This window comes from Streptomyces sp. WAC00040, from assembly GCF_056835925.1.
Genome location: NZ_JAKQZE010000006.1, coordinates 1 through 22,339, shown reverse-complemented (window position 1 = coordinate 22,339; position 22,339 = coordinate 1). Strand labels below are relative to the sequence as shown.

At 71.3% G+C, this 22,339-nt stretch carries 22 protein-coding genes and 2 pseudogenes; 11 read left to right on the top strand and 13 right to left on the bottom strand.

Annotated features, from left to right (window positions below; all coding sequences use genetic code 11):
• Nucleotides 1-31 precede the first annotated feature (31 nt).
• Nucleotides 32-397, top strand: a complete 366-nt coding sequence (locus tag MDN94_RS37570; protein ID WP_482730263.1) for a VOC family protein — start codon at nt 32-34, stop codon at nt 395-397.
• On the opposite strand, the gene MDN94_RS37565 is transcribed toward MDN94_RS37570, so the two are convergent.
• Nucleotides 394-1,476: a DUF7847 domain-containing protein gene (locus MDN94_RS37565; protein ID WP_482730262.1), complete on the bottom strand. Its 1,083-nt coding sequence runs from the start codon at nt 1,474-1,476 to the stop codon at nt 394-396. The genes MDN94_RS37570 and MDN94_RS37565 overlap by 4 nt on opposite strands.
• Nucleotides 1,477-1,615: 139 nt before the next feature.
• Here MDN94_RS37565 and dapD point away from each other — a divergent pair, with 139 nt between their 5' ends.
• Nucleotides 1,616-2,608, top strand: coding sequence for a 2,3,4,5-tetrahydropyridine-2,6-dicarboxylate N-succinyltransferase (gene dapD / locus MDN94_RS37560; RefSeq protein WP_482730261.1), 993 nt, complete (start codon nt 1,616-1,618; stop codon nt 2,606-2,608).
• Nucleotides 2,609-3,584: 976 nt separating this feature from the next.
• Nucleotides 3,585-3,788 carry a hypothetical protein gene (locus tag MDN94_RS37555; protein WP_482730260.1) on the top strand — a complete coding sequence of 68 codons (204 nt, stop codon included), beginning with the start codon at nt 3,585-3,587 and terminating at the stop codon, nt 3,786-3,788.
• Here the strand turns inward: MDN94_RS37555 and dapA are convergent.
• Nucleotides 3,773-4,693 carry a 4-hydroxy-tetrahydrodipicolinate synthase gene (gene dapA / locus MDN94_RS37550; RefSeq protein WP_482730259.1) on the bottom strand — a complete coding sequence of 307 codons (921 nt, stop codon included), beginning with the start codon at nt 4,691-4,693 and terminating at the stop codon, nt 3,773-3,775. The two genes, MDN94_RS37555 and dapA, sit on opposite strands and share 16 nt — an antisense overlap.
• Before the next feature lie 131 nt (nt 4,694-4,824).
• On the opposite strand from dapA, the gene MDN94_RS37545 reads away from it, so the two are divergent.
• Both MDN94_RS37545 and MDN94_RS37540 read left to right on the top strand, forming a co-directional pair.
• On the top strand, nt 4,825-5,259 hold the full coding sequence (locus MDN94_RS37545) for a DUF4232 domain-containing protein (protein ID WP_482730258.1): 435 nt from the start codon (nt 4,825-4,827) through the stop codon (nt 5,257-5,259).
• Nucleotides 5,260-5,264: 5 nt separating this feature from the next.
• Entirely contained in the window at nt 5,265-5,459 is a 195-nt protein-coding gene (locus MDN94_RS37540) for a DUF4232 domain-containing protein (RefSeq protein WP_482730257.1), read from the top strand.
• Between the two features lie 27 nt (nt 5,460-5,486).
• On the opposite strand, the gene MDN94_RS37535 is transcribed toward MDN94_RS37540, so the two are convergent.
• Entirely contained in the window at nt 5,487-7,337 is a 1,851-nt protein-coding gene (locus tag MDN94_RS37535; RefSeq protein WP_482730256.1) for an endonuclease/exonuclease/phosphatase family protein, read from the bottom strand.
• Between the two features lie 286 nt (nt 7,338-7,623).
• On the opposite strand from MDN94_RS37535, the gene MDN94_RS37530 reads away from it, so the two are divergent.
• The 3 genes and pseudogenes from MDN94_RS37530 to MDN94_RS37520 all read left to right on the top strand — a co-directional run bounded on the left by MDN94_RS37530 (nt 7,624) and on the right by MDN94_RS37520 (nt 10,382).
• On the top strand, nt 7,624-9,072 hold the full coding sequence (locus MDN94_RS37530; RefSeq protein ID WP_482730483.1) for a hypothetical protein: 1,449 nt from the start codon (nt 7,624-7,626) through the stop codon (nt 9,070-9,072).
• A 594-nt stretch (nt 9,073-9,666) separates the two neighbouring features.
• Nucleotides 9,667-9,984, top strand: a pseudogene (locus MDN94_RS37525) (alkaline phosphatase PhoX); the annotation flags it as partial.
• Between the two features lie 167 nt (nt 9,985-10,151).
• Nucleotides 10,152-10,382, top strand: a complete 231-nt coding sequence (locus MDN94_RS37520; protein WP_037775011.1) for a hypothetical protein — start codon at nt 10,152-10,154, stop codon at nt 10,380-10,382.
• Between the two features lie 69 nt (nt 10,383-10,451).
• Here MDN94_RS37520 and MDN94_RS37515 read toward each other — a convergent pair whose 3' ends face one another.
• Genes MDN94_RS37515 through MDN94_RS37505 form a run of 3 tightly spaced genes read right to left on the bottom strand, consistent with a single transcriptional unit; the run spans nt 10,452 to nt 12,796 of the window.
• Complete coding sequence (locus tag MDN94_RS37515; protein ID WP_482730255.1) at nt 10,452-11,654, bottom strand: TerD family protein; 1,203 nt, start codon at nt 11,652-11,654, stop codon at nt 10,452-10,454.
• 45 nt (nt 11,655-11,699) lie between these two features.
• Nucleotides 11,700-11,918: a hypothetical protein gene (locus MDN94_RS37510; protein ID WP_482730254.1), complete on the bottom strand. Its 219-nt coding sequence runs from the start codon at nt 11,916-11,918 to the stop codon at nt 11,700-11,702.
• A gap of 53 nt (nt 11,919-11,971) precedes the next feature.
• Nucleotides 11,972-12,796 carry an NAD-dependent epimerase/dehydratase family protein gene (locus tag MDN94_RS37505; protein ID WP_482730253.1) on the bottom strand — a complete coding sequence of 275 codons (825 nt, stop codon included), beginning with the start codon at nt 12,794-12,796 and terminating at the stop codon, nt 11,972-11,974.
• A 238-nt stretch (nt 12,797-13,034) separates the two neighbouring features.
• Here MDN94_RS37505 and MDN94_RS37500 point away from each other — a divergent pair, with 238 nt between their 5' ends.
• Together MDN94_RS37500 and MDN94_RS37495 are read left to right on the top strand one after the other, a co-directional pair.
• Nucleotides 13,035-13,982, top strand: coding sequence for a 5-dehydro-4-deoxyglucarate dehydratase (locus tag MDN94_RS37500; RefSeq protein ID WP_482730252.1), 948 nt, complete (start codon nt 13,035-13,037; stop codon nt 13,980-13,982).
• Nucleotides 13,979-15,115 carry a hypothetical protein gene (locus MDN94_RS37495; RefSeq protein WP_482730251.1) on the top strand — a complete coding sequence of 379 codons (1,137 nt, stop codon included), beginning with the start codon at nt 13,979-13,981 and terminating at the stop codon, nt 15,113-15,115. Before MDN94_RS37500 ends, MDN94_RS37495 begins: the two co-directional genes overlap by 4 nt.
• A gap of 21 nt (nt 15,116-15,136) precedes the next feature.
• Here MDN94_RS37495 and MDN94_RS37490 read toward each other — a convergent pair whose 3' ends face one another.
• The 7 genes from MDN94_RS37490 to MDN94_RS37460 all read right to left on the bottom strand — a co-directional run bounded on the left by MDN94_RS37490 (nt 15,137) and on the right by MDN94_RS37460 (nt 21,481).
• Nucleotides 15,137-15,550 carry a hypothetical protein gene (locus MDN94_RS37490; protein ID WP_482730482.1) on the bottom strand — a complete coding sequence of 138 codons (414 nt, stop codon included), beginning with the start codon at nt 15,548-15,550 and terminating at the stop codon, nt 15,137-15,139.
• A 138-nt stretch (nt 15,551-15,688) separates the two neighbouring features.
• Nucleotides 15,689-17,137: a peptidoglycan D,D-transpeptidase FtsI family protein gene (locus MDN94_RS37485; RefSeq protein ID WP_482730481.1), complete on the bottom strand. Its 1,449-nt coding sequence runs from the start codon at nt 17,135-17,137 to the stop codon at nt 15,689-15,691.
• Between the two features lie 92 nt (nt 17,138-17,229).
• Nucleotides 17,230-17,886 carry a response regulator gene (locus MDN94_RS37480; protein ID WP_482730250.1) on the bottom strand — a complete coding sequence of 219 codons (657 nt, stop codon included), beginning with the start codon at nt 17,884-17,886 and terminating at the stop codon, nt 17,230-17,232.
• A complete protein-coding gene (locus tag MDN94_RS37475) occupies nt 17,883-19,148 on the bottom strand; it encodes a sensor histidine kinase (protein ID WP_482730249.1) in 1,266 nt (421 codons plus the stop codon). The genes MDN94_RS37480 and MDN94_RS37475 overlap by 4 nt, the downstream gene beginning before the upstream one ends.
• Nucleotides 19,145-20,122 (bottom strand): hypothetical protein, encoded by a 978-nt coding sequence (locus tag MDN94_RS37470; RefSeq protein WP_482730248.1) that lies wholly within the window; start codon nt 20,120-20,122, stop codon nt 19,145-19,147. The genes MDN94_RS37475 and MDN94_RS37470 overlap by 4 nt, the downstream gene beginning before the upstream one ends.
• Nucleotides 20,123-20,240: 118 nt before the next feature.
• Nucleotides 20,241-20,708, bottom strand: a complete 468-nt coding sequence (locus MDN94_RS37465; RefSeq protein WP_482730247.1) for a GNAT family N-acetyltransferase — start codon at nt 20,706-20,708, stop codon at nt 20,241-20,243.
• A gap of 2 nt (nt 20,709-20,710) precedes the next feature.
• On the bottom strand, nt 20,711-21,481 hold the full coding sequence (locus MDN94_RS37460) for an IclR family transcriptional regulator (RefSeq protein ID WP_264242663.1): 771 nt from the start codon (nt 21,479-21,481) through the stop codon (nt 20,711-20,713).
• Between the two features lie 130 nt (nt 21,482-21,611).
• On the opposite strand from MDN94_RS37460, the pseudogene MDN94_RS37455 reads away from it, so the two are divergent.
• Nucleotides 21,612-22,262, top strand: a pseudogene (locus MDN94_RS37455) (aldehyde dehydrogenase family protein); the annotation flags it as partial.
• Nucleotides 22,263-22,339 lie beyond the last annotated feature (77 nt).

Here is a 22,339-nt window from a genome sequence, read left to right as displayed (position 1 = left end):
ACGGCCATGCCCGCCAGGCACACTGGCGGGCATGGCCGTTTCTCTGTACCAGATCGCGATCGACTGCCAGGACGCTCCGAAACTCGCCCGGTTCTGGGCGGAGGTGCTCGACTGGCACATCCTCTACGAGGACCCGGAAGAGATCGTCATCGGTGCCGGGCCGAGCGCGCTGCCCGGCATGGTGTTCCTCACCGTGCCGGAGCGCAAGGCCGTCAAGAACCGGCTCCACATCGACCTGAGCCCCGACGACCGGGACGCCGAGGTGGAGCGGATCATCGGTCTGGGCGCCCGCAAGGCCGACGTCGGGCAGGGGGACGACGCCACCTGGGTCGTCCTCGCCGATCCCGAGGGCAACGAATTCTGTGTGCTGAGGCCGAAGAAGACGCTGCTCGACTAGTCCGAGCCCTGCTGCACGGCAGGCGGCCCGGCGGCCGCCTCGGCGAGCGACGGGGCCAGGTTCTCGGTGCGGATGCGCCGGTCGACGTAGAGGAGGCTCACCACCAGCTGCGGGAACGCGGCCGTGAGGGCCTGTCCGATCAGCAGGGTGACGAGGAAGAAGACCATCGAGGTGATGACGACGGTCAGCGCGGCGCCGCTCGTCGACGCGTCCTCCGTGAGGCTCGGGCCGAGGATGTTGAGGAACGAGAACGGCAGCTGGATCACGTAGCTCGCCACTGCCGCCATGCCGTAGGCCAGCAGCGATATGCCGAAGATCCGCCACCAGTCGCCGCGGACCAGCCGGGACGAGCGGGTCATCGCCGCGACGGCTCCCTGCCCCTCGAAGACGGCGGCGGCCGGCGCGAGGGAGAACTTCACCCAGAGCCAGACCGCGAGCGGGCCGGTGACCAGCGCCCCGAGAAAACCGACGAGGATGAGCCAGCCGAAACCGCCGGCGTCCGAGGACAGCGTGATGAGGGTGATGACGGCGGCCACGAAGGCCGTCCCGATCAGCACCATGGGGACCGCCACGATCAGCGAGGTGAGCAGGACGGCGCCGAGCACCGACCAGACCCGTCGCATGCTGCGGCGCCACACCCGGCCGAACGTCGACGGGTGGCCCAGCACCGCGTCCTGGAGAACGGCGGGGCAGCTCGCGTAGACCAGCGCGTTGGCGACGAGCACCGCGAGTACACCGAAGACGTAGACCGCTCCGAAGGTGAGGACGACGGGCGCGACGTCGTTCCAGCCGGGCGCGACATCGGCGTCCAGCACCCGCTCGAGGCGGTCGGCGTGCGCCGCGTAGGCGATGCCGATCGCTGCGGCGATGGCCACGAGCGCCACGCCGTACGCGACGAACGCCATGCCGAGCAGCTGCTTCCAGTGCCGGCCGATCGTCGCGAACGCCCCGCTCAGGATGTCGCCGAGACGGAGCGGGGCGAGCGGTACGACGCCTGGTTTCTGAGGCGGCGGCATCCAGCCGCCCCAGCCGGGAGGGCCGGCCGGTCCCGGGTACGGCGGCGTGTTTCCGTATGACATCGGTCGTCCCCCGAATGTTCTGCGTATCTCTGCGAGTGCCTGCTGGCGGGCCGTCGCGGCGGCCCGGTCGGCACACCGTAGCGCCCGGCAACTGAGACCGGTTAGCCCGGGTGCCACCAGGGCGGTTAGGTTTTCTGTCATGACCGACACGTCTTCCGCACCCCGTACCACCGGCGCCGTCGCCGCCGGCCTCGCCACCGTCACCGACGACGGCGTTGTTCTCGACACCTGGTTCCCCGCACCCGAGCTCGTCGCCGAGCCCGGTCCGGCCGGTACCGAGCGGCTGACCACAGAGCGGGCCGTGGAGCTCCTCGGCGCCGCCGCCGCGAAGGCCGTCGGCCCCGACGCGCGACGCGGGGTCGAGGTCGTCGCCGTACGCACCGTCATCGCCTCGCTCGACGACAAGCCGCTGGACGCCCACGACGCCTACCTGCGTCTGCACCTTCTCTCCCACCGGCTCGTGAAGCCGCACGGGCAGAGCCTGGACGGCCTCTTCGGTCTCCTCGCCAATGTCGCGTGGACCAGCCTCGGACCCGTCGCCGTCGACCAGGTCGAGACCGTGCGGCTGAACGCCCGCGCGGAGGGCCTGCACCTCCAGGTCACCTCGATCGACAAGTTCCCGCGGATGACGGACTACGTCGCGCCCAAGGGTGTGCGCATCGCCGACGCCGACCGGGTCCGTCTCGGCGCGCACCTCGCCGAGGGCACGACCGTGATGCACGAGGGCTTCGTCAACTTCAACGCGGGCACCCTCGGCACGTCGATGGTCGAGGGCCGCATCTCCGCCGGCGTCGTCGTCGGCGACGGCTCCGACATCGGCGGCGGCGCCTCCACCATGGGCACCCTGTCCGGCGGAGGCAACGTGATCATCGCCATCGGCGAGCGCTGCCTCATCGGTGCGGAGGCGGGCGTCGGCATCGCGCTCGGCGACGAGTGCGTCGTCGAGGCCGGCCTGTACGTCACGGCCGGCACCCGGGTCACGATGCCGGACGGGCAGATCGTCAAGGCCCGTGAGCTGTCCGGCGCGAGCAACATCCTCTTCCGCCGCAACTCGGTCACCGGCACTGTGGAGGCCCGCCCGAACAACGCGGTCTGGGGCGGCCTCAACGACGTGCTGCACAGCCACAACTGATCACAGGCGGCCGTGACCTGCGGCCGCCTCATCGATCAAGGTCCTGACCTGCTGCTGGGCTGTCGGCAGTTGTCGACGTTGGTCATCGTTGAGCGCCCTTCCGCGGCCCGAGGACGGCCCGGGAGGGCGCTCACAGCCGGTCTACTCAACAGCCGTCTCGCTGACCAGCGGGACGTAAGAAGCTCACGGCACTGAACAGGGCAGGACGTCGTGGGCTTCTGTCGTTGTCGGTCGATGTTGGGTGACCTCGCACGGCCCAGTGGCGGCCCGACCTCCGATGGCCCTGTGGGGCTCAAGACCAGGTCACTGGCTGAGTGCCCTGCGAAGCGCTCCAATGGGCGCGGAGGGGCCTCGCTGAAGTGGACCAAATCGGTCCCCTTGTGCTCCTCAAGTGAACGCGTAGCGTGGAAATATAGGCCAAAGTGAAGAAAGGGGCATTACGTCATGATGAAGCACATGGGACGAGTCGTGGCGGCTGCGGTGCTCGCTGCGGCTGGCATATTCGGTGCCTCGGCCCAGGCCTTCGCCGATGCGCAGCCTCCTACCAATGGTGGCAACGGTGCAGGGCAGAGCGGCCAGTGCACGGGACCTGCTTCCGAACGCCCGACCTCTTGCCAGAGCCCTGGGGGTGTGAGCGGCCGGTAAGGCGCGTGAGTCGTGCCTGACATCGCCAAGCACACGGCGCTACACGGCCCCGGTTGACCCCGGGGCCTTTCGATGCCCGAATGACCACCAGGTCGACGTGAGGTCGGCGGCCGCTTCAACCGGTATGTGTAGCGACCGGCCCTCACGGCCGCCGGCGTTCCCTCGGACGAGAGAACGGCTGCACGACCTCCGCCACTTCTACGCCTCGGTGCTACTGATAAGCGGTACCTCGCTCTCGATCGTGTGACTCTGCGTAACTTCGGTCCCCGGCAGGCCGATAAGCAGGCCGCACACGCGGAGTCACCCGAAACGGGCAAGGCGAGGAACCGACATGAAGACCAAGCTGACCGCTCTCGGCCTGTGCGCTCTGTTCGCGGCACTGTCCGCGCACGGGGCCGCACACGCCGACGAGACGCACACCGACGCGCACAACGGCCACCGGGTCTCCCTCGTCTCGACAGGGCAGATCGACGACCCGCTCGAGGACGTGCTGGAGCACGCCGCGATTCTCGGCGGCACCTACGTCCGCGACTGAGGAACCCCGTCGAGCCGGCGGCCGGTCAGCTCCTCGTATGCCGCCAGCAGCCCGTCGACCGCCTCGCGTGCGGCGGGCTGCAGTGGTGCGCGCACCGGCCCGCCGGGCAGGCCGAGCGCCCCGAGCAGCGCCTTCGCGGTCACCGTGCCGGGCAGGCCGGACGCCATCATCAACTCGGTGAGTGGCAGCGTGGCCTGGTGCAGCGCCGTGGCGGCCGTGTTGTCACCGGTGTCGTAGGCGGCGAGGACGCCCCGCAACTGCGGGGCCGCCACATTGGCCACCGTGGACACGAAACCCGCCCCGCCCACCGCGTACAGCGGCAGGTTCAGCTCCTCGCACCCCGAGTAGTACGCCAGGCCGCCGCCCGCGATGACCTTGGAGCTGCCGAGCAGGTCGTAGGCGCAGTCCTTGACGGCCACGATCCGCGGATGCTCCGCGAGCCGCAGCATCGTGTCCGGCTCGACGCGGGTGCCCGTGCGGCCGGGGATGTCGTACAGCATCAGCGGGATGCCCACGGAGTCCGCCACGTGCCGGAAGTGCGCAGCCACGGCGGCCTGCGGGGGGCGGCTGTAGTACGGAGTCACCACGAGCAGTCCTGCCGCGCCCGCCGCCTCCGCGGCCCGCGCCAGTTCGACGGTGTGCCGGGTGTCGGGGGTGCCGACGCCCGCGACGACGACGGCCCGGTCGCCGACCGCCCGGACGACTGCCCGCACGAGCGCTGTCTTCTCGTCGTCGGAGGTCGTCGGTGATTCACCGGTCGTGCCGGACAGCACCAGGCCGTCGCAGCCGGCATCGACGAGGCGGACGGCCAGCCTCTGCGCCCCGTCGAGATCGAGGGCACCGTCGGCGGTGAAAGGCGTGACCATGGCGCACAGGGCGCGGCCGAAGGGAGGAGAGGAGGTCATGCCAGCAGTCTGCGGCGGCCCGGGGGTCGGGCTCCAGCGAAATCTGCTTCCGGTAACCGTGAAGCAGCGCTACAGGCTCGGAGTGCCTGACATGATCGGCGGGGGACGGGGCGGCCCACGGGAGGGGACGGATGCCGAGGACGATCGGGCGGGCGGCGGCGGGCGTGGTGGCCGCTTTGCCGGCCGCCGGAGTGCTGGCCGGCTGCGGGGGCACGGGCGACGCCGGAGCGTCCGGTGACCGCGACCACAGAGTGAAGGCGGACCGGCTGGATCCCTCCACGTTCCCGCGGTACGGCGCCCCTTCTCCGGCGGTGACCCCGTCGACGCCGCCCACCCCGGCCACGTGCCCCGGCTCGGGGGCGGTCGTGACCACGGGCGTCGTCGACACGGCCATGGGACGGCGGGCCACCGTCCTCGAGCTGAAGAACTGCGGCACGCGGCCTTACGACGTCAACGGCTGTCCCCGGATCGGCGCTCTCGACAAGAACCGTGAGGCGCTGGAGCTGACCATCACCCACGACCACCCGTACACCGACGCCGGGCGGGACCGGGGCCGAAGCCGCTGACGCTCATGCCGGGGCAGAGCGTGAAGTCGGTCCGCAGCTGGAACAACCGGGTGACCTCCTTCGACCCGGTCACCGAAGGCGCCTACCTGGTGGTCACCCCGAGGGAAGGGGAGACGCCGCAGACCCTGCTGTTCCGCCTGGACATCGGTACCTCCGGGGAACTCGACGTCACCGCGTGGGCGCGGGACCTGCTGGGCTGAGCCGCAGGCCCCGCGCGTCGCACACGCCTACGGGCGGAAGCGCAGCACCTGCGGGTCGTGGTCGCTGTTCTGGTCCGAGAACTCCGCGTTGATGTGCACGCTGTCGTAGCTGAAGTCGCGGATCGACGGGCTCGTGAGGATCTGGTCCAGCACCTGGCTGTTGCCCTGATACACGTACGAGTAACGCTCCGACCGGGGAAGGGACTTGATCGCCGGGTAGAGGGCGCCGCCGTCCGTCAGGGCCTTGGTGGTCTCCGAGAACTCGAAGTCGTTGATGTCGCCCAGCACGACGACGTCCGCCTTGTGGTCGGCGTCGAGCACGTCCTTGACGAAGGCGTTCACGGCCTGAGCCTGCTTCAGCCGCCGCGCCTCGGAGGAACGGTTCGGCGGCTGGTGGTGCGAGACCAGCGACTCGTCGCCGCCCTTCGAACCGAAGTGGTTGGCGACCACGAGGACCGTACGGCCCCGGAAGGTGAACTCGCCGGCCAGCGGCTTGCGGCTGTCGTCCCAGGCGTCGTTCGCCGGGTCGATGCGGCCCGGGGACAGGGTGAGCGCGGCACGGCCGTGCTCCCGTACGACCCCGGTCGCCGTCGTCGCGTCGCCGCCCGCGCGGTCGGTGAAGGAGACCCGCTCCGGGTTGAAGAGGAACACCTGGCGGATGTTGCCGCCCGGCTGGCCGCCGTCCTCGTTGTTCACCGGGTCGACGGAACGCCACTCGTACGCGGGACCGCCGGCCGCGACGATCGCGTCCGTGAACTTCTTGACCGTCTGAGCGGCCGACACCGTGCCGTCGTTCGTGGCGCCCGTGTCGTCCTGGATCTCCTCCAGGGCGAGGATGTCGGGCGAGGCCAGGTTCTGCACGACGGCCTTCGCGAGCGCGTCGAACTTCTCCTGCGGGTCGGACGGGTCCAGGTTCTCCACGTTGTACGTGGCCACGGCCAGTTCACCGTTGCGCTGCGGACGGGTCCGCTCACGCGTCAGACCGCGGTCCTCGACCGTGCCGAGCGTGCGGGCCGTCAGTGTGTAGCCGCCGTACTGGTTGAAGTCCAGCGGGCCCTCCGTGGTGCCCGCGAGCACGTCACCCACGTTCGCCTTCGGGAAGGGCTGCTGCGCCAGCGGGATCAGCGACTGGATTTGAAGGCGGCCGGTGTTCTGCGACTCGTAGGAGCCGTAGACCGTGCCGCCGCGCCGGTTGTCGTTCTCCCACGGCTTCACCGTCACCCACAGCTCGGCATGCGGATCGGTCGCGCCCACCACGCGCGAGGTGCCGACGCGGACGTTCGTGCCCTCCAGGGACTCGTAGTAGTCGAGGGCGTACGTACGCGGGGCCAGGGACAGGCCGTTGATGCTTCCGCCCGCCGCCGGGTCGCCCTGCGGGGCGTACTCGGAAGGAACCGACCAGGCGGACACCGTCACGGGAGCGGGCACCTCGTTGCCGGAGGACACCACGGTGACGGTCGGCTTCGTTATCTCGGTCAGCGACTGGTTGCCGGACGACGCGCCCCCGGGGACGTACTCCGTGACCGTGCCGGAGACGGTGACCCGGTCGCCCACCGCGACCTTCGGCGCCGAGCCGGTGAAGACGAAGACGCCCTCGCTGGTCGCCGCGTCACCGTCGGCCTCAGGGTCCTGGAACCAGAAACCCCGGGAGCCGTAGGTCCGAACACCCGTGACGATGCCCGGCACATCGGCGACCTGCTTCCCCTCCAGCGGGGAAATGCGGGTGCTGCCCTGAATGTCGTGGATACGCACCTGCGCGACAGCGGCAGCGGCCGTGGCGTCGGCGGCGTTCGCGGACCCGGCGAGCAGACCGGCGGCCAGTGCGGCGGCCACGACGGTCGCCACGGCGGTAGTTCTCGGTACGGCGGAGGAAGGCATCAAGGTTCTCCGGAGGTGAGGGATGAGGGTGCACGGGACCCATGAGGGTCCGGGCAGGTTCTACGCGCGTCAATCTCTTGGCTGAACAGGCCACTTGTCAAGGGTCGGCCGGTGTACTGAGACCTAAGTCCACATGAACGCGCGCCCCGACCCGGGCGCGGTCGTCGGACCGGTCGGCCGGATCCGGCGGGCGCGGCGAAACCGCACGAAATACGTCTACGCTGGGGGCCGTCCAGTCACCCACAAGGCCGCCCGGATCCGGTACGCCGCGGAGGAGACCCAGCAGATGCCCCAAGACCGTCCCATCCTGCCGCCGGTACGGCTGAACTCGGACGCGCAGCTGGCGCGGGACGCACTTGCCACCCCGCTGCTCTCGAGGGCCGTCAGGCTCGCACGCTGGGCCGGCCCGCAGACCCGGGTCGGCGTCGGCGGCGAACTCGTCGACGAGCAACTCCCCGCGGCGGCCGAGGCGCTGGGACTCGACGCCGGGGACGAGGACGGCCCGGCCTGCGCCAGCGAGGCGTGGCGCGTCGCCGTCGACACGGGCCTCGTCGACGCCGAGGACCCCGCCGACGACTCCGACACCGCGGGCGCCGTCGCCGGCGCCAACCTCGCACTCGTCACCGGCGGTTCACCGCAGGACGTCCTCGGACTGTGGCTCGACGCCCTCGACGTCGTCTTCGCCGACGCCGTCGCCCCCGTCCTCGACGACATCTCCGCGGTCGTCGGCGACGACGGCGAGATCGACCTCGATGCGCTCGACTGGGACCCCGAAAGAGAAGCCGCGTTCCTCGAAGGCGTCCTCGGCAACCTCTACCTGCTCACCGTCTCCGACAGGGCCGCGGAAGAGGAATCCGTCCCGCTGCCCGTGCTCGCCGCGTCGATGATCGTCCCCGACGACATGGGAGAACCGACCGACGACGTCCTGGAACAGGTCTCGGAGGCGATGATGCGCCTCGACGACCAGTTCCGCGTACTGGAGCCCGTCGGACTCGTCCAGTACCGGCCCGTGGACGAGGCGTTGATGGCCGAGGAGAGCGCCGCCGAAGGAACCGGGCCCCTCGACGACGACGAGGACGTCACCCGCTACGGCATGGTCCGGCTCACCCCGCTCGGCCTGTACGGCATCAGGGCCCGGCTGCTGGAGGCCGGAGTCCAGGCACCCGCGGTCGGCGACCTCGCCGACAAGGGCGCGGACGTGCTGCTCGACGGGCTCGCCCGCTACCCCGAGCTCGCCGCCCGCGCCGAGACCGAGCAGTGGCTCGCCCGGCGCGACGCCGCCGACGCGGCCTGCGAACTCCTCACAGCCGCGCGCGGCGACGACCGGGGCGCGCCGCTGCGGCGCCTCCACTGCCAGCAGGCGCTCACTCTGGTCGGGCGGCAGGCAGAGCCCGCGGTGCGCGACGTGCTCGACGACCCCCGACTCGGCGGCCTCGCCCGCGTATGGCTCGCCGAACACGGGGCGTCGGACGTGCCCGCGCCGCCGGAGTCCATGATCTTCTGGCTGGCGATCGACACGATCGCCGCGCAGCTCGCGGCGGGCGGTGAGGCCGCGGAACTCCAGGACCTGGTCGAAGGGCTGGTCGGACGGCACACCGGGTTCTTCGACGCGGCCTGGCGGGTGGAGCATCCGGCGACGGCGGATGTGCTGGAGGCGATGGGAAGGCTGCACCGGGACAAGGCGACGGCGAAGGAGGCGCGGAAGGCGGCCTTCAAGTCCCGTTCGGCTCACTGACGTTCGCGGATCGGGGCGCGGCCGGTCCGATTCGTGGCCCGGCTGCATTGCGCCCCGTGCGGGGCATGGCCCGGTCTGATTGCCTGCGCCCCGGCGGGCGTGGCCCGGTGCGGGTGGGGTGCGCCCCGTGCGGGCGGGCTGCGCCGGTGGCGGTGCGGGTGTCGGGGCCTCCTGAGGGGGTATCGAAATTGACTGTCTTCACCGCGCTTCGCGCGAGTTGCGACGCTCTTATTCTGGACACCCCCATCCGCCGACCCCGCCCTTGACACCCGGTGCCGCCCGAACCGGCCGGTGGTCGTCTGGTTCCGTGCGGGCAGTCCCGGCCCGGGAACGGTGGGCGTCCGAGTTTCTGGTGCCGGGCGCCGGCCGGGCGTCTGGCGGCGCGAAGCTGCCGTCCGGGGGTGCGGGGGCGTCAGCCCTCACCGAACCTCCGTCATCCCCCGGGGAGGGGAGTAAGGGGGGCGTCAGCCCCTTGGGGGTCGGGGCTTGCCCGGTTCCGGGAAGGGGTGGGGCGGGGGAAGCGCCCCGCGCAGCGGCAAGGGCCGCGCCGGTGGGAATCGTTTCGCGTCGCGAGGGATGTCGTGCAACGTTCAATCGTCGGTGAACCCCGACCCGTCGAAGGACGGCGCCTACGACGGCCCGGACAACATCACAGTCTCCCCGTACGGCGGGCTGATCATCGCCGAGGACGGCGAGGGCGTGCGGCACCTGACCGGTGCCACGGACAGTGGCCGTACGTATCCGATCGCCCGTAACGAGTTCAACGTCGGAACCGAGGACGACCCGGACTTGGGCGAGTTCGCCGGTGTCGTCTTCTCGCCCGACGGCCGGACGCTGTACGTCGGCATCCAGACGCCGGACATCATGTTCGCGATCACCGGCCCCTGGAAGCGTGAGGGCGGCCGCCACTGAGGCTTCCGCGGATCGTGGGCGGTGAATCGGCCCACTTTCCGCGGCCCCGCAGACGGCGCTTTCCGCTGTGTTTCGCCGCTCGAGCGGGGCCCGGCGGGCGGTTCGTCCCGGAAGTGACAGCGCTCGGGCGTGGCGTGGCGGGGTGCCGGGGGCGCATACTGAACGTAATGACAAAGTCAGCCGGTTCCCGGCGCCACCTGCCGTCCAGCCCCTTCAACCGTCCGTCCCTGGAAGAGCCGCCGATCGAATGCTTTGAAGCGGGCGACAGGGTGTCCCACGATCAGTTCGGTCTCGGAAGAGTCCTCGCCGTGGAAGGCGACAACGCCGCTGTGCTCGTCGACTTCTCCGGTAGGCAGGGCCGCATCCTCAGTCCGTTCTCCAAACTGGCCAAACTCTGAGCACGCTTTTCAGCTTTTTCCCCGCCGGGGGTGTCCGCCGCACAGCGACGGGCACCCCCGGCGGACTTTTCAGAGCGCCTGCGCGGCGGGCTTGACCATGCCCCGCACGGTGCGCGACTTGACGAAGTCGCCCATGGCGGTCATCTCCCACTCGCCGGAGAACTGCTTGATCAGCTTGGCCATCATCACGCCCGTCTGCGGCTCCGCGGTGGTCAGGTCGAAGCGGACGAGCTCCTCGCCGGTCGTGGCGTCCATCAGCCGGCAGTAGGCCTTGGCGACCTCGGTGAACTTCTGGCCGGAGAAGGAGTTGACCGTGAAGACGAGGCCCGTCGCGTCGGCGGGCAGCCGGCCGAGGTCCACGACGATGACCTCGTCGTCGCCCGCCCCCTCACCGGTCAGATTGTCGCCGGAGTGCTTGATCGAGCCGCCGAGGATGGAGAGCTTGCCGAAGTAGCAGCTGTCCAGATGGTTGCGGTTAGGGCCGTAGGCGATGACGGAGGCGTCGAGGTCGATGTCCTTGCCGCGGAACGCCGGCTCCCAGCCGAGGCCCATCTTGACCTGGGAGAGCAGCGGACGGCCGCCCTTGACCAGGGACACCGTCTGGTTCTTCTGCAGGCTGACCCGGCCCTTGTCCAGGTTGATCTTCCCGGCGGGCGCGGCCGGCGGGGCGGCGGGCGGCGGCGGGGTCGCGGCGACCCGCGGGTCGGCGGGCGGCGCCGCGGTGACGGGCGGGGCGGTCGTCCGAGGGGCGGCCGGGGCGGCTGCGGGCTCCTCGTCGACCGAGACGCCGAAGTCCGTGGCGATGCCCGCCAGGCCGTTCGCGTAGCCCTGGCCGACCGCGCGGGCCTTCCAGACGCCGCCGCGCAGATAGATCTCGACGACCACCAGCGCGGTCTCCGCGCCGAGCTGCGGCGGGGTGAAGGTGGCGAGGGCGCTGCCGTCGTCGGCGTTGCGGATGGTCGCTGTGGGCTCGATGCCCTGGAAGGTCTGGCCCGCCGCGTCCGGGCTCGCCGTGACGACGATCTTCTCGATGCCGGGCGGTACGGCCGTGGTATCGACCACGATCGCGTCGGGCGCTGTGCCGCCGCCGGAGCGGTAGCTCACGCCGGGGCCCTGCGGCTGGTTGTAGAAGATGAAGTCGTCGTCGGAGCGCACCTTGCCGTCGGCGGTGAGCAGCAGGCCCGATACGTCGAGCCGCACCGGAGCGGCGACGTCCACCGCCACGCGCGCGGCGGTCAGGGGGATGTTCGAGCCGGGGGTCATAGCTGTCATGACTGGGGTAACGAGCGAGTCCGCTTTACCGTTCCCTTACCCTTGTCACCTGTTACGGGGATGATTTCTCGCCACCCGCTCGTTGCCGAACTTGTAGGCGCCGGTCCACCGTGCCATGACCAGCTGCGCGTCCCCCGAGCCCACCTCCGCCAGGAACTTCTCCGCGCGCGTGCCGCGCAGGGTCCCCGCCGCGCGGCCGCGATGGCTGATGGTCACCGTGCCGTCGCCGAGCCGGGTGTACGTGAATCCGAAGGGTCTCGCCATGGACGCCATCGTGGCGCAGTCCGGCGCGCGCGGCATGCGGTTTTCTCCGGGGCTCAGTACGGCCACTGCGGCGGGTGGGTGGTGAAGTGGCCGCCCAGGTACGCGTGGTCCAAGTTGTCCGGGTCCAGTTCCCCGTACTCGGCGATGAGCTTCTTGGCGTACTGCTCCGAGTCGTCCTGCGGTTCGTAGCCGAGGGCTCGGGCGCTGGTCAGGTCCCACCACAGGCGGGTGTTGGCGGAGGAGCCGTGGACGATGGTGTGACCGACGTTCTCGGCGGTGAGGGCCGCGTGGAAGAGGCGGGCGCCGTCACCGGGGCTCATCCAGACGGAGAGCATCCGTACGGACGTCGGTTCCTTGAAGCAGGAGCCGATGCGCACGGACACGGTCTCCAGGCCGTGCCGGTCCCAGTAGAGCTGGGCCAGGTCCTCCCCGAAGCACTTGGACAGGCCGTAGAAGGTGTCGGGCCGGTGGCGGGTCCCGACCGGGATCAGCGCCTCGGGAGGGTGGGGGGCGTCGCCCTCGGGGCGCGGGACGAAGCCCACCGCGTGGTTGCTGGAGGCGAAGACGATCCGCTTCACCCCTTCGTCCCGTGCGGCCTCGTAGAGGTTGTACGTCCCCTCGATGTTGGCCTTGAGGATCTTGTCGAACGACGCCTCGAGGGAGATGCCCGCGAGGTGGATGATCGCGTCGACACCACGCACCGCCTCGCGCAGGGCCGCCTTGTCGGCGAGGTCGGCGGTGATCGCGTCCGGCTCGCCCTCGATGGGCGTGACGTCGAACAGGCGGAGCTCGTAGCCGTAGGCGGGCAGCAGGCCGCGCATCAGGGTGCCGAGTCCACCGGCTGCGCCGGTAAGCAGGACGGTACGGGAAGCGGGCATGGCCGTCTCCTTGAGTGCGCTCAAGTGAATGGATGATATTCACATGTATGGACACGCTAGGGAGTGGCCCCGATGGCGTCAAGTGCCGCGCGGGGCGGGCGATTCCGTGCCTGGAATGCAGGTTTCCGTCTTGACCGGCGAGAGGAGGCTGCCATAGCGTGGATGGCGTTCAGAAATATGGACGTCGATCAGAATTGTGCACGGGTTCGGAGCCCGGAGCACGGCCCAGGGAGCGCCCGTGACCTCAGATCCGCTCGCAGCACGGCTCACCCGGGTCAAGGGACCGCTGTTCTTCCCCGTCACCGCGTACGGACCGGACGGCGACGACCTCGACCTCGAAGCATTCCGAGCGCATGTGAGAAAAGGCGTCGGCGTCGGCGCGGCCGCCGTCTTCGCCTGCTGCGGGACGGGGGAGTTCCATGCCCTCACACCGGAGGAGTTCCGCGACTGCGTCGTGGCGGCCGTCGAGGAGACCGCGGGACGGGTGCCCGTCCTCGCGGCAGCCGGCTATGGCACCGCGCTCGCCGAGCGGTACGCGCAGATCGCCGAGGAGGCGGGCGCGGACGGACTGCTCGCCATGCCGCCGTACCTCGTCGTCGCCGACCAGGCCGGGCTCCTGAACCACTACACCAGGCTGGCCGCCGCGACCTCGCTCGACGTCATCGTCTACCAGCGTGACAACGCGATCTTCTCGCCCCGCACCGTGGTCGAACTGGCCCGCGTCGAGAAGATCATCGGGCTCAAGGACGGCCACGGCGACCTCGACCTCATGCAGCGCATCGTCAGCGCCGTGCGTCGCGAACTGCCGGATCGAGACTTCCTCTATTTCAACGGGCTGCCCACCGCCGAGCTCACCGGACCGGCCTACCGCGGCATCGGCATCACCCTGTACTCCTCCGCCGTCTTCGCCTTCGCTCCCGACATCGCACTCGCCTTCCACCGGGCCCTCGACCGCGGCGACGACAAGACGGTCGACCGGCTGCTCGACGGCTTCTTCGTACCGCTCGTCGAACTGCGCAACGAAGGCCGGGGATACGCCGTGTCGCTCGTCAAGGCGGGCGTGCGGCTCGAAGGTCTGGACGTCGGCGGGGTGCGGCCGCCGCTGACGGAGCCGGCCGACCGGCACGTCGAGGCGCTCGCGGCGCTGATCGAACAGGGCAGGGCGCTGCTGGAGGACGGCGAATGAAGGCCTCGGCGTTCCTGTACCCGTGGGACGTCGTGGGAGACCCGGACGCCGGCGCCCGCATCGCGGACCTCGGCGTCCGGCAGGTCACCCTCGCCTCCGCCTACCACTCCACAAGGGCCCTGACACCGCGTCACCCCGCCCACCGGATCGTCACCGCCGAACACGCCGCCGTGTTCTACCCGCCCGACGAGGGCCGCTGGGCGGGACGCGGGCTCGGGCCGTACGCGGCGGGGGAGTGGGCGCCGGGCGACGCCTACGGCGAGGCGGCCGCCGCGCTGGCGGACGCCGGCCTCGACGTCCACACCTGGGTCGTCCTCGCCCACAACTCCCGCCTGGGAGGCGAGCATCCGCGGACCTCCGTCGTCAACGCCTACGGTGACCGCTACGCCTGGGCGCCGTGCATCGCGCAGCCCGAGGTGCGGGAGTATCTCGTGTCCCTCGCGTCGGAGGCGGCCGTCCGCCCGGGCGCCGGCGGCACGGAGCTGGAATCCTGCGGCTGGTACGGGGTGTCCCACCTGCACGCCCACGACAAGATCGCGGGCGTTGCCCTGGACGATCCGGCGCAGTACCTGATGTCCCTCTGCTTCTGCCCGGCCTGCCGGGACGGGTACCAGGGTCTGGGCGTGGACCCCGGGCGACTCGCGGAGTCGGTGCGCGACGCGCTGGAGCCACTGTGGCGGGGTGGCCCTGCACGACCGCTGGACGCGGAAGTGGCCGGGGCCGTAATGGAGTTCCGTACCCGCACGGCCCGAACGCTCCAGGATGCCGCCGTCGTGGCGGTCCGGGCCGCGGCCCCGGCGGGCTTCCAGGTCCTGCTGCACGCCGACCCGGTGGCGTACCACTGCGGCGCCGACGCCGGAGTGGACCCGGCGCACATCCTGTCGGTCGCCGACGGCGTGGTCGTGCCGTGCACCGGCGGGCAGGGGCTGCTGGGCCCGTTCGCGGAGCACGCGACGGAACGTACCGTGCTCGCCGCGAACTTCACCGTGGTGACGGGTATGGGTGGCGCGCCCACCACGCTGGCCGCGGACGCGAAGCGGGCGGCGGACCTCGGCGCGACCGAACTCCGCCTCTACCACGTGGGCCTGGCGTCCGACGCGGACCTGGCGGCGGTCCGCTCGGCGCTGGCGTAGAGGGCCTGCGCCGGCGGTGGTTCACTGCGGGGCGCCGAGCGGGAGCGGGTCCTGCCGCCGGGCCCCGCGGCCGCGTTCGAGACGCAGGGCCAGACCGGTGGCCACTGCGCCGAGCCCTTCCCACAAGCCCACACCGAGGAAGCCCGAAGGGGCGCGGTCGCCGACCACCGCGAGGGTGAAGACGGCGCACGTCAGCAGCCGGAACGGAACGGTCCAGCGGAAGAAGGGCTTCCAGTCGGCGAGGGAGGCCAGAACGTAGTAGACGCCCATATTGACCGCGGCCATCGAGGAGGCGGTGACGAAGACCGGCGTGTGGTCGCCGTCCGCACGGCGGGAGCCGCGTGCGGGCTCGAAACCCATGGTGGCGAGCAGGACATCAGGGGCGATGAGTCCGAGGACACCGAGCACGGCCGCGAAGACGCCGAAGACCGCCATGGTCCAGCCGGAAGGGGAGCGGGGCAGGAAGCGCACAGGATTCTCCAGGGGCACCGAACGGATGGTGAAAGCCCCTGCATACCGCGTGTCCCGCTCCGCCGCCCAGAGTTCTTCACGGGCCGGTCCGGCGCCGCTTCCTCACTTCAGCGCCGCCTCCATCATCCGCTGCGCCACCGGGGCCGCCAGGCCGTTGCCGCTGACCTCGGAGCGCTCCGCGCCCGAGTCCTCGATGAGCACGGCCACCGCGACCGACTTACCGGTGCCCGGATCCTTGGCGTACGAGGTGAACCAGGCGTACGGCGTCTTGCTGTTGTTCTCGCCGTGCTGTGCCGTGCCGGTCTTGCCGCCGACCTCGAGGCCGGGGATCCGCGCGTTGGAGCCCGTGCCCTCCTCGACCACCGTCACCATCGCGCTGCGCAACTGCTCCGCCGTCCCGGACGACATGATCCGCTGCGAGGCGCCGTCATCGAAGGACTCGAGGGTGTCGCCGTCCCCGGACACCACCTTGGAGACCATGTGAGGTGACGCCATGACCCCGTCGTTGGCGATGGCCGCCGACACCAGCGACATCTGGAGCGGAGTCGCCGTCACGTCGAACTGCCCGATGCCGGTCAGCGCGGTCGACGACGCGTTCATCCCGGACGGGTACACGCTCGCAGAGGCCCGTACAGGCACGTCCTGCTTCTCGTCGTTGAAGCCGAACCTCTCCGCCGTCTCCCGTACCTCGTCCTGCCCGAGGTCGACGGCCATCTTGCCGAAGACGTTGTTGCACGAATACCGCAGCGCGATCCGGATCGTGGCGTTCTCACAGGGCGCGGACGGGTTCTCGTTCTCCAGGTCCGTGACCGTGCCGGGCAGGCGGTAGGGATCCGGGCTGTCGGTCCGCTCGTCGACGGACGAGTACAGGCCCTCCTCCAGCGCGGCCGCCGCGACGACCAGCTTGAACGTCGACCCCGGCGGCAGCGGCTGCCGCAGCGCCCGGTTGACCAGCGGCTTCTCCTCGTCCTCGAGCAGCTTCTGCCAGGCGTCGCCGTCCAGGGTGCCGCTGATCGTCGACGGGTCGTACGACGGGGTGCTGACCATGCCGAGGATCTCCCCGGTCTCCGGGTCCATGGCGACCGCGGCGCCCTTCGTGTCGCCGAGCGCCTCGAAGCCGGCCTTCTGAACGGCGGGGTCGATCGTCGTCACCACGTCACCGGGGTCCTGCTGCTGGTCCGTGAGCGTGTCCAGCGGGTTCTTCAGCTTCAGGTCGGTGCCGTCGAGGATGCCGGAGTAGATGCCCTCGAGCTGGGTCGCCCCGTACGCCTGCGAGCTGTAGCCGGTGACGGCCGAGTACAGCGCTCCGTCGGTGTAGGAGCGTTTGTACGCGAGATCGCCTCCTTCCGTGCGCTGCGATCCCGTGACCGCGGAGCCGGCCACGATGATGTCGCCCAGCGGCTGCGCGTACTGCGCGATGATCTTCCGCCGGTTCCGGTCGTCGTCCGTGAGGGCCGTCGCCTCGTACGCCTGCACCCAGGTCGCCCGCCCCAGCAGGGCGAGGACCAGCAGCAGACTGAAGACGGCGGCACGCCTGATCGTCTTGTTCATGCCGTACGAGGGACGAGCGGCGTGGCGCGGTTCGTTCCCGTCCATCCGTTTTCTCAGGACTTCCTCATCTGCGGCGGCGAGCCCGGCGCAGGTCAGCGGGGCGAGATGAATCCCGACTCGTACGCCGCGATCACCGCCTGTGTACGGTCCCGGGCGCCGATCTTGCCCAGGACCGCCGCGACGTGGGTCTTCGTCGTCGCCGGGCCCACACCCATCCGGCCGGCGATCTCCGCGTTCGTCAGCCCGGTGGCCATCAGCCGCAGCACCTCCGCCTCCCGCCCGGTCAGCCGAGCCGCCCATGGCGGAGCGGTCGCGGCCGGCCGGCGGCCGTACTCGGCGGCGAGCGAGCGCACGGCCGCGGGGAACAGCAGCGAGTCGCTGCGCGCGACCAGCCGGACCGCCTGGACCAGCTCCTCGGCAGCCGCCCGCTTCAGCAGGAACCCGGCCGCCCCGGCGCGCAGCGCGTCGTACACGTACGCATCGTTCTCGAAGGTCGTCACGACGACGATCCGCGGCGGCTCGTCCATCGTTGACAGGATCTGCTCGGTGGCGCGGATGCCGTCGATCTCCGGCATCCGCACGTCCATCAGCACCACGTCCGGGCGCAGCTGTCGCACCACGGACACCGCCTCCGCACCCGTCGCAGCCTCTCCGACGACCTCCAGGTCCGGTTCCGCGTCGAGGATCACGCGCAGCGCGGTGCGCACCATCCGCTCGTCGTCGGCGACGGCGACCCGTACGGTGCTCATCGGCGGCCCGCCAGAGGCAGCCGGGCCGACAGCCGCCACACGCCGTCGTCCTGCCCGGCCGCCGCCTGCCCGCCGAGCAGTGCGGCCCGTTCGGCGACTCCGCGCAGCCCGCGGCCACCGCCGGGGCGCTGCACCGGGGCCCGCTCGGGCACGGCATTCTCCATCCTTATCTCCAACTCCTCGTCTCCTGCGGCGATCCACAGCGTCACCGGTGAAGCCCCGGCATGGCGAAGTGCGTTGCTCAGGCCCTCCTGGACGATCCGGTACGCCTCGCGGGAGACCGGCTCCGCCACGGCCGTGAGCGCGCCCCCCGTGTGGAGCGTGACGGCCACACCGCTGCGGGACAGGAGCCCCTCCAGGGCCGCCAGCGTCGGTCCGCCGAGCCGGCCGCCGCCGTCGCCGTCCTGGCGCAGCAGGCCGAGCACGGCGTCCAGCTCGCCCACCGTGCGGCGGGTGGTCTCCTCGATCGCGGCCAGCGCCTCCCGTACGAACTCCACGTCGGCGGCCCGGCCGCTGTCCAGCACCTTGCGGGCCGCTCCCGCCTGGAGGGTGACGGCGGACAGTGCGTGGCCCACGGAGTCGTGCAGTTCACGGGCGAGGCGGTTGCGCTCCGCGAGCTCGGTCGCCCGCCGCTCGGCCGCGGCCAGCCGGTCGGCGGGGGTCGGACCGAGCAGCACCGGCGCCTGGCGGGCCAGCAGCGCCCCGGTGGCCGCGGACACGGCCGCGAGCGCCAGCAGCATCCCGGTTCCGGCGATCACCAGCAGCAGCGACCACCAGGCGCCGTGCGGCACGCGCAGGTAGTCCCGGACGGCCGGGAACACCGGGGAGACGATCAGTCCGACGGCGAAGGGCGGCAGCGCGAGCGACGCCCCGCTGATCAGCGCCCCCACCCCGAGGTGCAGGGTGAACCAGCCCGCGGTGCGAACCCGGGCGGCCCGGCTGCGTGCCTGCCCGTCCGCGAGCCGCTCGCCGGGAACGCCGCACAGCGTGCGGGCGACGACCACCGACAGAGGCCTGGCCATGGGGAACAGCCCGGCGACAGCGGCGAGCGGCAACGCCACGGCGTACGCGCCGAACTGGAGGGCCAGGGAGCCCGCGAAGAAGTTCGACGCGTCCGTCAGAGGGCCCACGACCGCCGTGCCGACCAGCCAGAACGGCATCAGCAACGCACCGCCGAGCACCAGATGGACCCAACGCAGCCGTGCCCGGCTGCCGAACAGCGCCCGAGCGGCGGACCGCAGCACCGGGCCCGGTCGGGTCATGCGCCGCGCCTGCGCAGCAGGGAGGCGACGGCGCAGGTGAGCAGCAGACCGGAGATCATCTCCCCAGCGTAGGTGAGCATCAGCAGCGCGGGGGTCTGCTTTCCCTCGTCCGACTCCGGCATGAGCGCGCCGATGATCATCCAGCCCGCCCAGGCACCCAGTGCGCTCGCCCCGACCCAGGCCGCGGCCAACGGCCCGCGCACCGACAGGGCGGGACGCAGCCGGAAGGCGAGCAGCAGCACACCGGCGACCGCCAGCACCGTGAAGCAGACGCGGACACCCTCCAACAGGTAGAAGGGCGTCGTGCGTTGCAGCACTCGGTCGGCGGGGAGCGCGAGGGTCCCGCCGACGGCCCACAGCGCGTGCATGACCGCGGGGAACAGGGCGAGCAGTGAGCCGGCGACGGCGGTCACCCGCATGAAGGTGCCCGTCGCACCGGTCGGCAGCTCCCACACCCTGCCGCGCCACAGGTGACCCCAGCGCTTGCCGGCGTAGAGCACGAACAGCGTGCCCAGGGCCAGTCCTTGGAGGATGAAGCCGCCGTACACGACGCCGAACACCCAGTCGTGCAGGAACGGCTCCTCCGCGGCGGCCGGTGCCTCGCTGCCGCCGATGGCCGTGCCGGCCAGCTGCACCGGGAACCCGACCATGATCGGCGCAAGCAGGCCGGTGGCGGCCCACATCGGCACCGCCAGCAACCACGCGGGCACCCGCTGTCCCCACGGCCGGGTGAGCAGCAGCGCCAGCACCACGACGGACGCGTCCATCAGCACGGTCACGCTGTTGGCGACGGCAATCACCAGACGGTGGTCCAGAAGGGCGCTGCCCTCGGGAATGCCGACACGGCTGCCCGCGATCCAGGCGATCTTGAGCCCGAGGTACGGCAGGCAGGCCACGATCGCGACGGCACGCAGCGCGGCCGTGAGGGGGCGGTGTCGCAGGGAGAGGCCGGTCCCGGCCGAGGTCGTTGTCATGCCCCCAACGCTCCCGTGGCCGCCGGCCCCTCCACCTCCTGCTCCGTGACGATCCGCCTCCCCCGCGCGGGGGAGCGGCGCCGCCGTGCAGGCTTGCCCCGGCCGCGGCGGCGGGGCGTCACACCAGTGTCAGGACCAGCTCGTCCGTTTCCTCGCCCCGCGCGTTGGCGAACCCCCGGTCGTGGCCGGTGACCTGGAAGCCGCACTTGCGCAGCACACGGACGGAACCCGCGTTGTCCGCCGCCGCACGCGCGTGCAGCGGACGGGTCGGTACGACCTCCAGCAGCGCGCGCAGCGCGAGCGTGGCGATGCCGCGCCCCCAGTGCGCGCGGTCGATGACGTAGGTGACCTCCCGCTCCTCCGGCGGCCCGTACACGGCGGTGTGGCCGACCACCTCGCCGTCGGCGACGACCGTCCGTATCACCGCGTCCGACGCCCGGATCCGCGCCCAATGGGCGTCGAACGCTGCCCGGTCCGTCGGGTCCTCGCTGGTGAAGGCGGCCATCCGGTTGGACTCAGGGTCACTCATGTGCCGGAAGAACACCGGGAGATCACTGTCCTGGACCTCACGCAGGATCACGTCCACGGTCAGAGCCTCCGGGTCGCCAGGGTGAGTCGGTCGCGGGCGTCGAACAACGCGTCCTTGATCATCTGCTCGTGCGCCGGCGTGAGCCTCGCCACCGGCACCGAGCAGCTGATCGCGTCGCGCGCCGGAGTGCGGTACGGGATGGCGATGCCGAAGCACCGCAGCCCGAGTGTGTTCTCCTCGCGGTCCACTGCGTAGCCCTGCTCGCGGACGAGGTGGAGCTCCTCGATGAGCTTCTCGCGGTCGGTGATGGTGTGCTCGGTCAGCGGCGCGAGCGTCTCCGGCAGCATCTTGCGCACCTGCTCGTCGCTGTAGGTGGCCAGCAGCGCCTTACCTAGCGAGGTGGAGTGCGCGGGCAGCCGCCGCCCCACGCGCGTGAAGGGGCGCAGATAGTGCTGGGACTGCCGGGTCGCCAGGTAGACCACGTTCGTGCCGTCGAGGCGTGCGAGGTGGATGGTCTCCGTGGTGTCGTCGGAGAGCCGGTCCAAGGTCGGCCTGGCGGCGGCCACGACCTCGTCGCCGTCGATGTACGACGTCCCGACCAGCAGGGCGCGCACCCCGATGCCGTACCGGGTGCCCGTCGCGTCCGTCTCCACCCAGCCGAGCTCCACGAGGGTGCGCAGCAGCATGTACAGGCTGGACTTGGGATAGCCGACGGCTTCCTGGACCGCGGCGAGCGAGTGCATGCCGGGCCGCCCGGCGAAGTACTCGAGCAACTCCACCGTCCGCACTGCGGACTTGACCTGTGCCCCACCGGAATCGGCAACTGACATGCTGTACGCCCCTTCTTGACCGTGCGGAACGCCCGGAAATAGAGTCCCCAGCAAATTCACCACCAGGAACGTTGTTCAGAATACCGAACAACCCCGGTGCGTGGCAGAGACCGGCCGGAAGGAAGCCGCCGTGGCAGCAGCACCAGTCTGGAGTGTCGACCCCCGTAGCGGGAAGCGGCGGGAGCGGGTGGGGGTGGAGGCGTCGGTGGGGGAGGTGGACGTTGTGGTGCGGGCCGCGTGGGAGGCGCGGGGTTCGCTGGCGGATCGTGGTGTGCGGGTGGGGTTCTTGCGGGGGGCTGCGGATCTGCTGGAGGGGTCGGGGGACTCCTTGGTGGAGGTGGCGGATGCGGAGACGGCGCTGGGTGGGGTGCGGTTGCGTGGTGAGCTGGCGCGGACGTGTTATCAGTTGCGGGCGTTCGCGGAGGTGGTGGAGGAGGGGTCGTTCCTGGGGGTGATCATTGATCATCCTGATGCGGGGGCGACGCCGCCGGTGCCGGATCTGCGGCGGTTCAAGGTGCCGTTGGGTGTGGTGGCGGTGTATGCGGCGTCGAACTTTCCGTTCGCGTTCTCGGTGGCGGGAGGGGACACGGCCAGTGCGCTGGCGGCGGGGTGTCCGGTGGTGGTGAAGGCGCATCCGGATCATCCGGGGTTGTCGGAGCGGGTGGCGGGGGTGCTGCGGCGGGGGGGGGGGGGGGAGGGTCTGCGGGGGGGGGGGGGGGGGGTGGGGGGGGGGGTTGGGGGGGGGGGGGGGGGGGGGGGGTGGGGGGGGGGGCGGGGGGGGGGGGGGGGCGGGGCCGGGGGGGGGGCGGGGGGGGGGGGGGGGGGTTGGGGGGGGGGGGGGGGGGGGGGCTGGGGGGG

Excerpts from the sequence above, each read along its gene's own strand:
- MDN94_RS37570 (WP_482730263.1), top strand. The coding sequence starts at position 32 with ATGGCCGTTTCTCTGTACCAGATCGCGATCGACTGCCAGGACGCTCCG.
- MDN94_RS37565 (WP_482730262.1), bottom strand. The coding sequence starts at position 1,476 with ATGTCATACGGAAACACGCCGCCGTACCCGGGACCGGCCGGCCCTCCC.
- dapD (WP_482730261.1), top strand. The coding sequence starts at position 1,616 with ATGACCGACACGTCTTCCGCACCCCGTACCACCGGCGCCGTCGCCGCC.
- MDN94_RS37555 (WP_482730260.1), top strand. The coding sequence starts at position 3,585 with ATGAAGACCAAGCTGACCGCTCTCGGCCTGTGCGCTCTGTTCGCGGCA.
- dapA (WP_482730259.1), bottom strand. The coding sequence starts at position 4,693 with ATGACCTCCTCTCCTCCCTTCGGCCGCGCCCTGTGCGCCATGGTCACG.
- MDN94_RS37545 (WP_482730258.1), top strand. The coding sequence starts at position 4,825 with ATGCCGAGGACGATCGGGCGGGCGGCGGCGGGCGTGGTGGCCGCTTTG.
- MDN94_RS37540 (WP_482730257.1), top strand. The coding sequence starts at position 5,265 with ATGCCGGGGCAGAGCGTGAAGTCGGTCCGCAGCTGGAACAACCGGGTG.
- MDN94_RS37535 (WP_482730256.1), bottom strand. The coding sequence starts at position 7,337 with ATGCCTTCCTCCGCCGTACCGAGAACTACCGCCGTGGCGACCGTCGTG.
- MDN94_RS37530 (WP_482730483.1), top strand. The coding sequence starts at position 7,624 with ATGCCCCAAGACCGTCCCATCCTGCCGCCGGTACGGCTGAACTCGGAC.
- MDN94_RS37520 (WP_037775011.1), top strand. The coding sequence starts at position 10,152 with ATGACAAAGTCAGCCGGTTCCCGGCGCCACCTGCCGTCCAGCCCCTTC.
- MDN94_RS37515 (WP_482730255.1), bottom strand. The coding sequence starts at position 11,654 with ATGACAGCTATGACCCCCGGCTCGAACATCCCCCTGACCGCCGCGCGC.
- MDN94_RS37510 (WP_482730254.1), bottom strand. The coding sequence starts at position 11,918 with ATGGCGAGACCCTTCGGATTCACGTACACCCGGCTCGGCGACGGCACG.
- MDN94_RS37505 (WP_482730253.1), bottom strand. The coding sequence starts at position 12,796 with ATGCCCGCTTCCCGTACCGTCCTGCTTACCGGCGCAGCCGGTGGACTC.
- MDN94_RS37495 (WP_482730251.1), top strand. The coding sequence starts at position 13,979 with ATGAAGGCCTCGGCGTTCCTGTACCCGTGGGACGTCGTGGGAGACCCG.
- MDN94_RS37490 (WP_482730482.1), bottom strand. The coding sequence starts at position 15,550 with ATGGCGGTCTTCGGCGTCTTCGCGGCCGTGCTCGGTGTCCTCGGACTC.
- MDN94_RS37485 (WP_482730481.1), bottom strand. The coding sequence starts at position 17,137 with ATGAACAAGACGATCAGGCGTGCCGCCGTCTTCAGTCTGCTGCTGGTC.
- MDN94_RS37480 (WP_482730250.1), bottom strand. The coding sequence starts at position 17,886 with ATGAGCACCGTACGGGTCGCCGTCGCCGACGACGAGCGGATGGTGCGC.
- MDN94_RS37475 (WP_482730249.1), bottom strand. The coding sequence starts at position 19,148 with ATGACCCGACCGGGCCCGGTGCTGCGGTCCGCCGCTCGGGCGCTGTTC.
- MDN94_RS37470 (WP_482730248.1), bottom strand. The coding sequence starts at position 20,122 with ATGACAACGACCTCGGCCGGGACCGGCCTCTCCCTGCGACACCGCCCC.
- MDN94_RS37460 (WP_264242663.1), bottom strand. The coding sequence starts at position 21,481 with ATGTCAGTTGCCGATTCCGGTGGGGCACAGGTCAAGTCCGCAGTGCGG.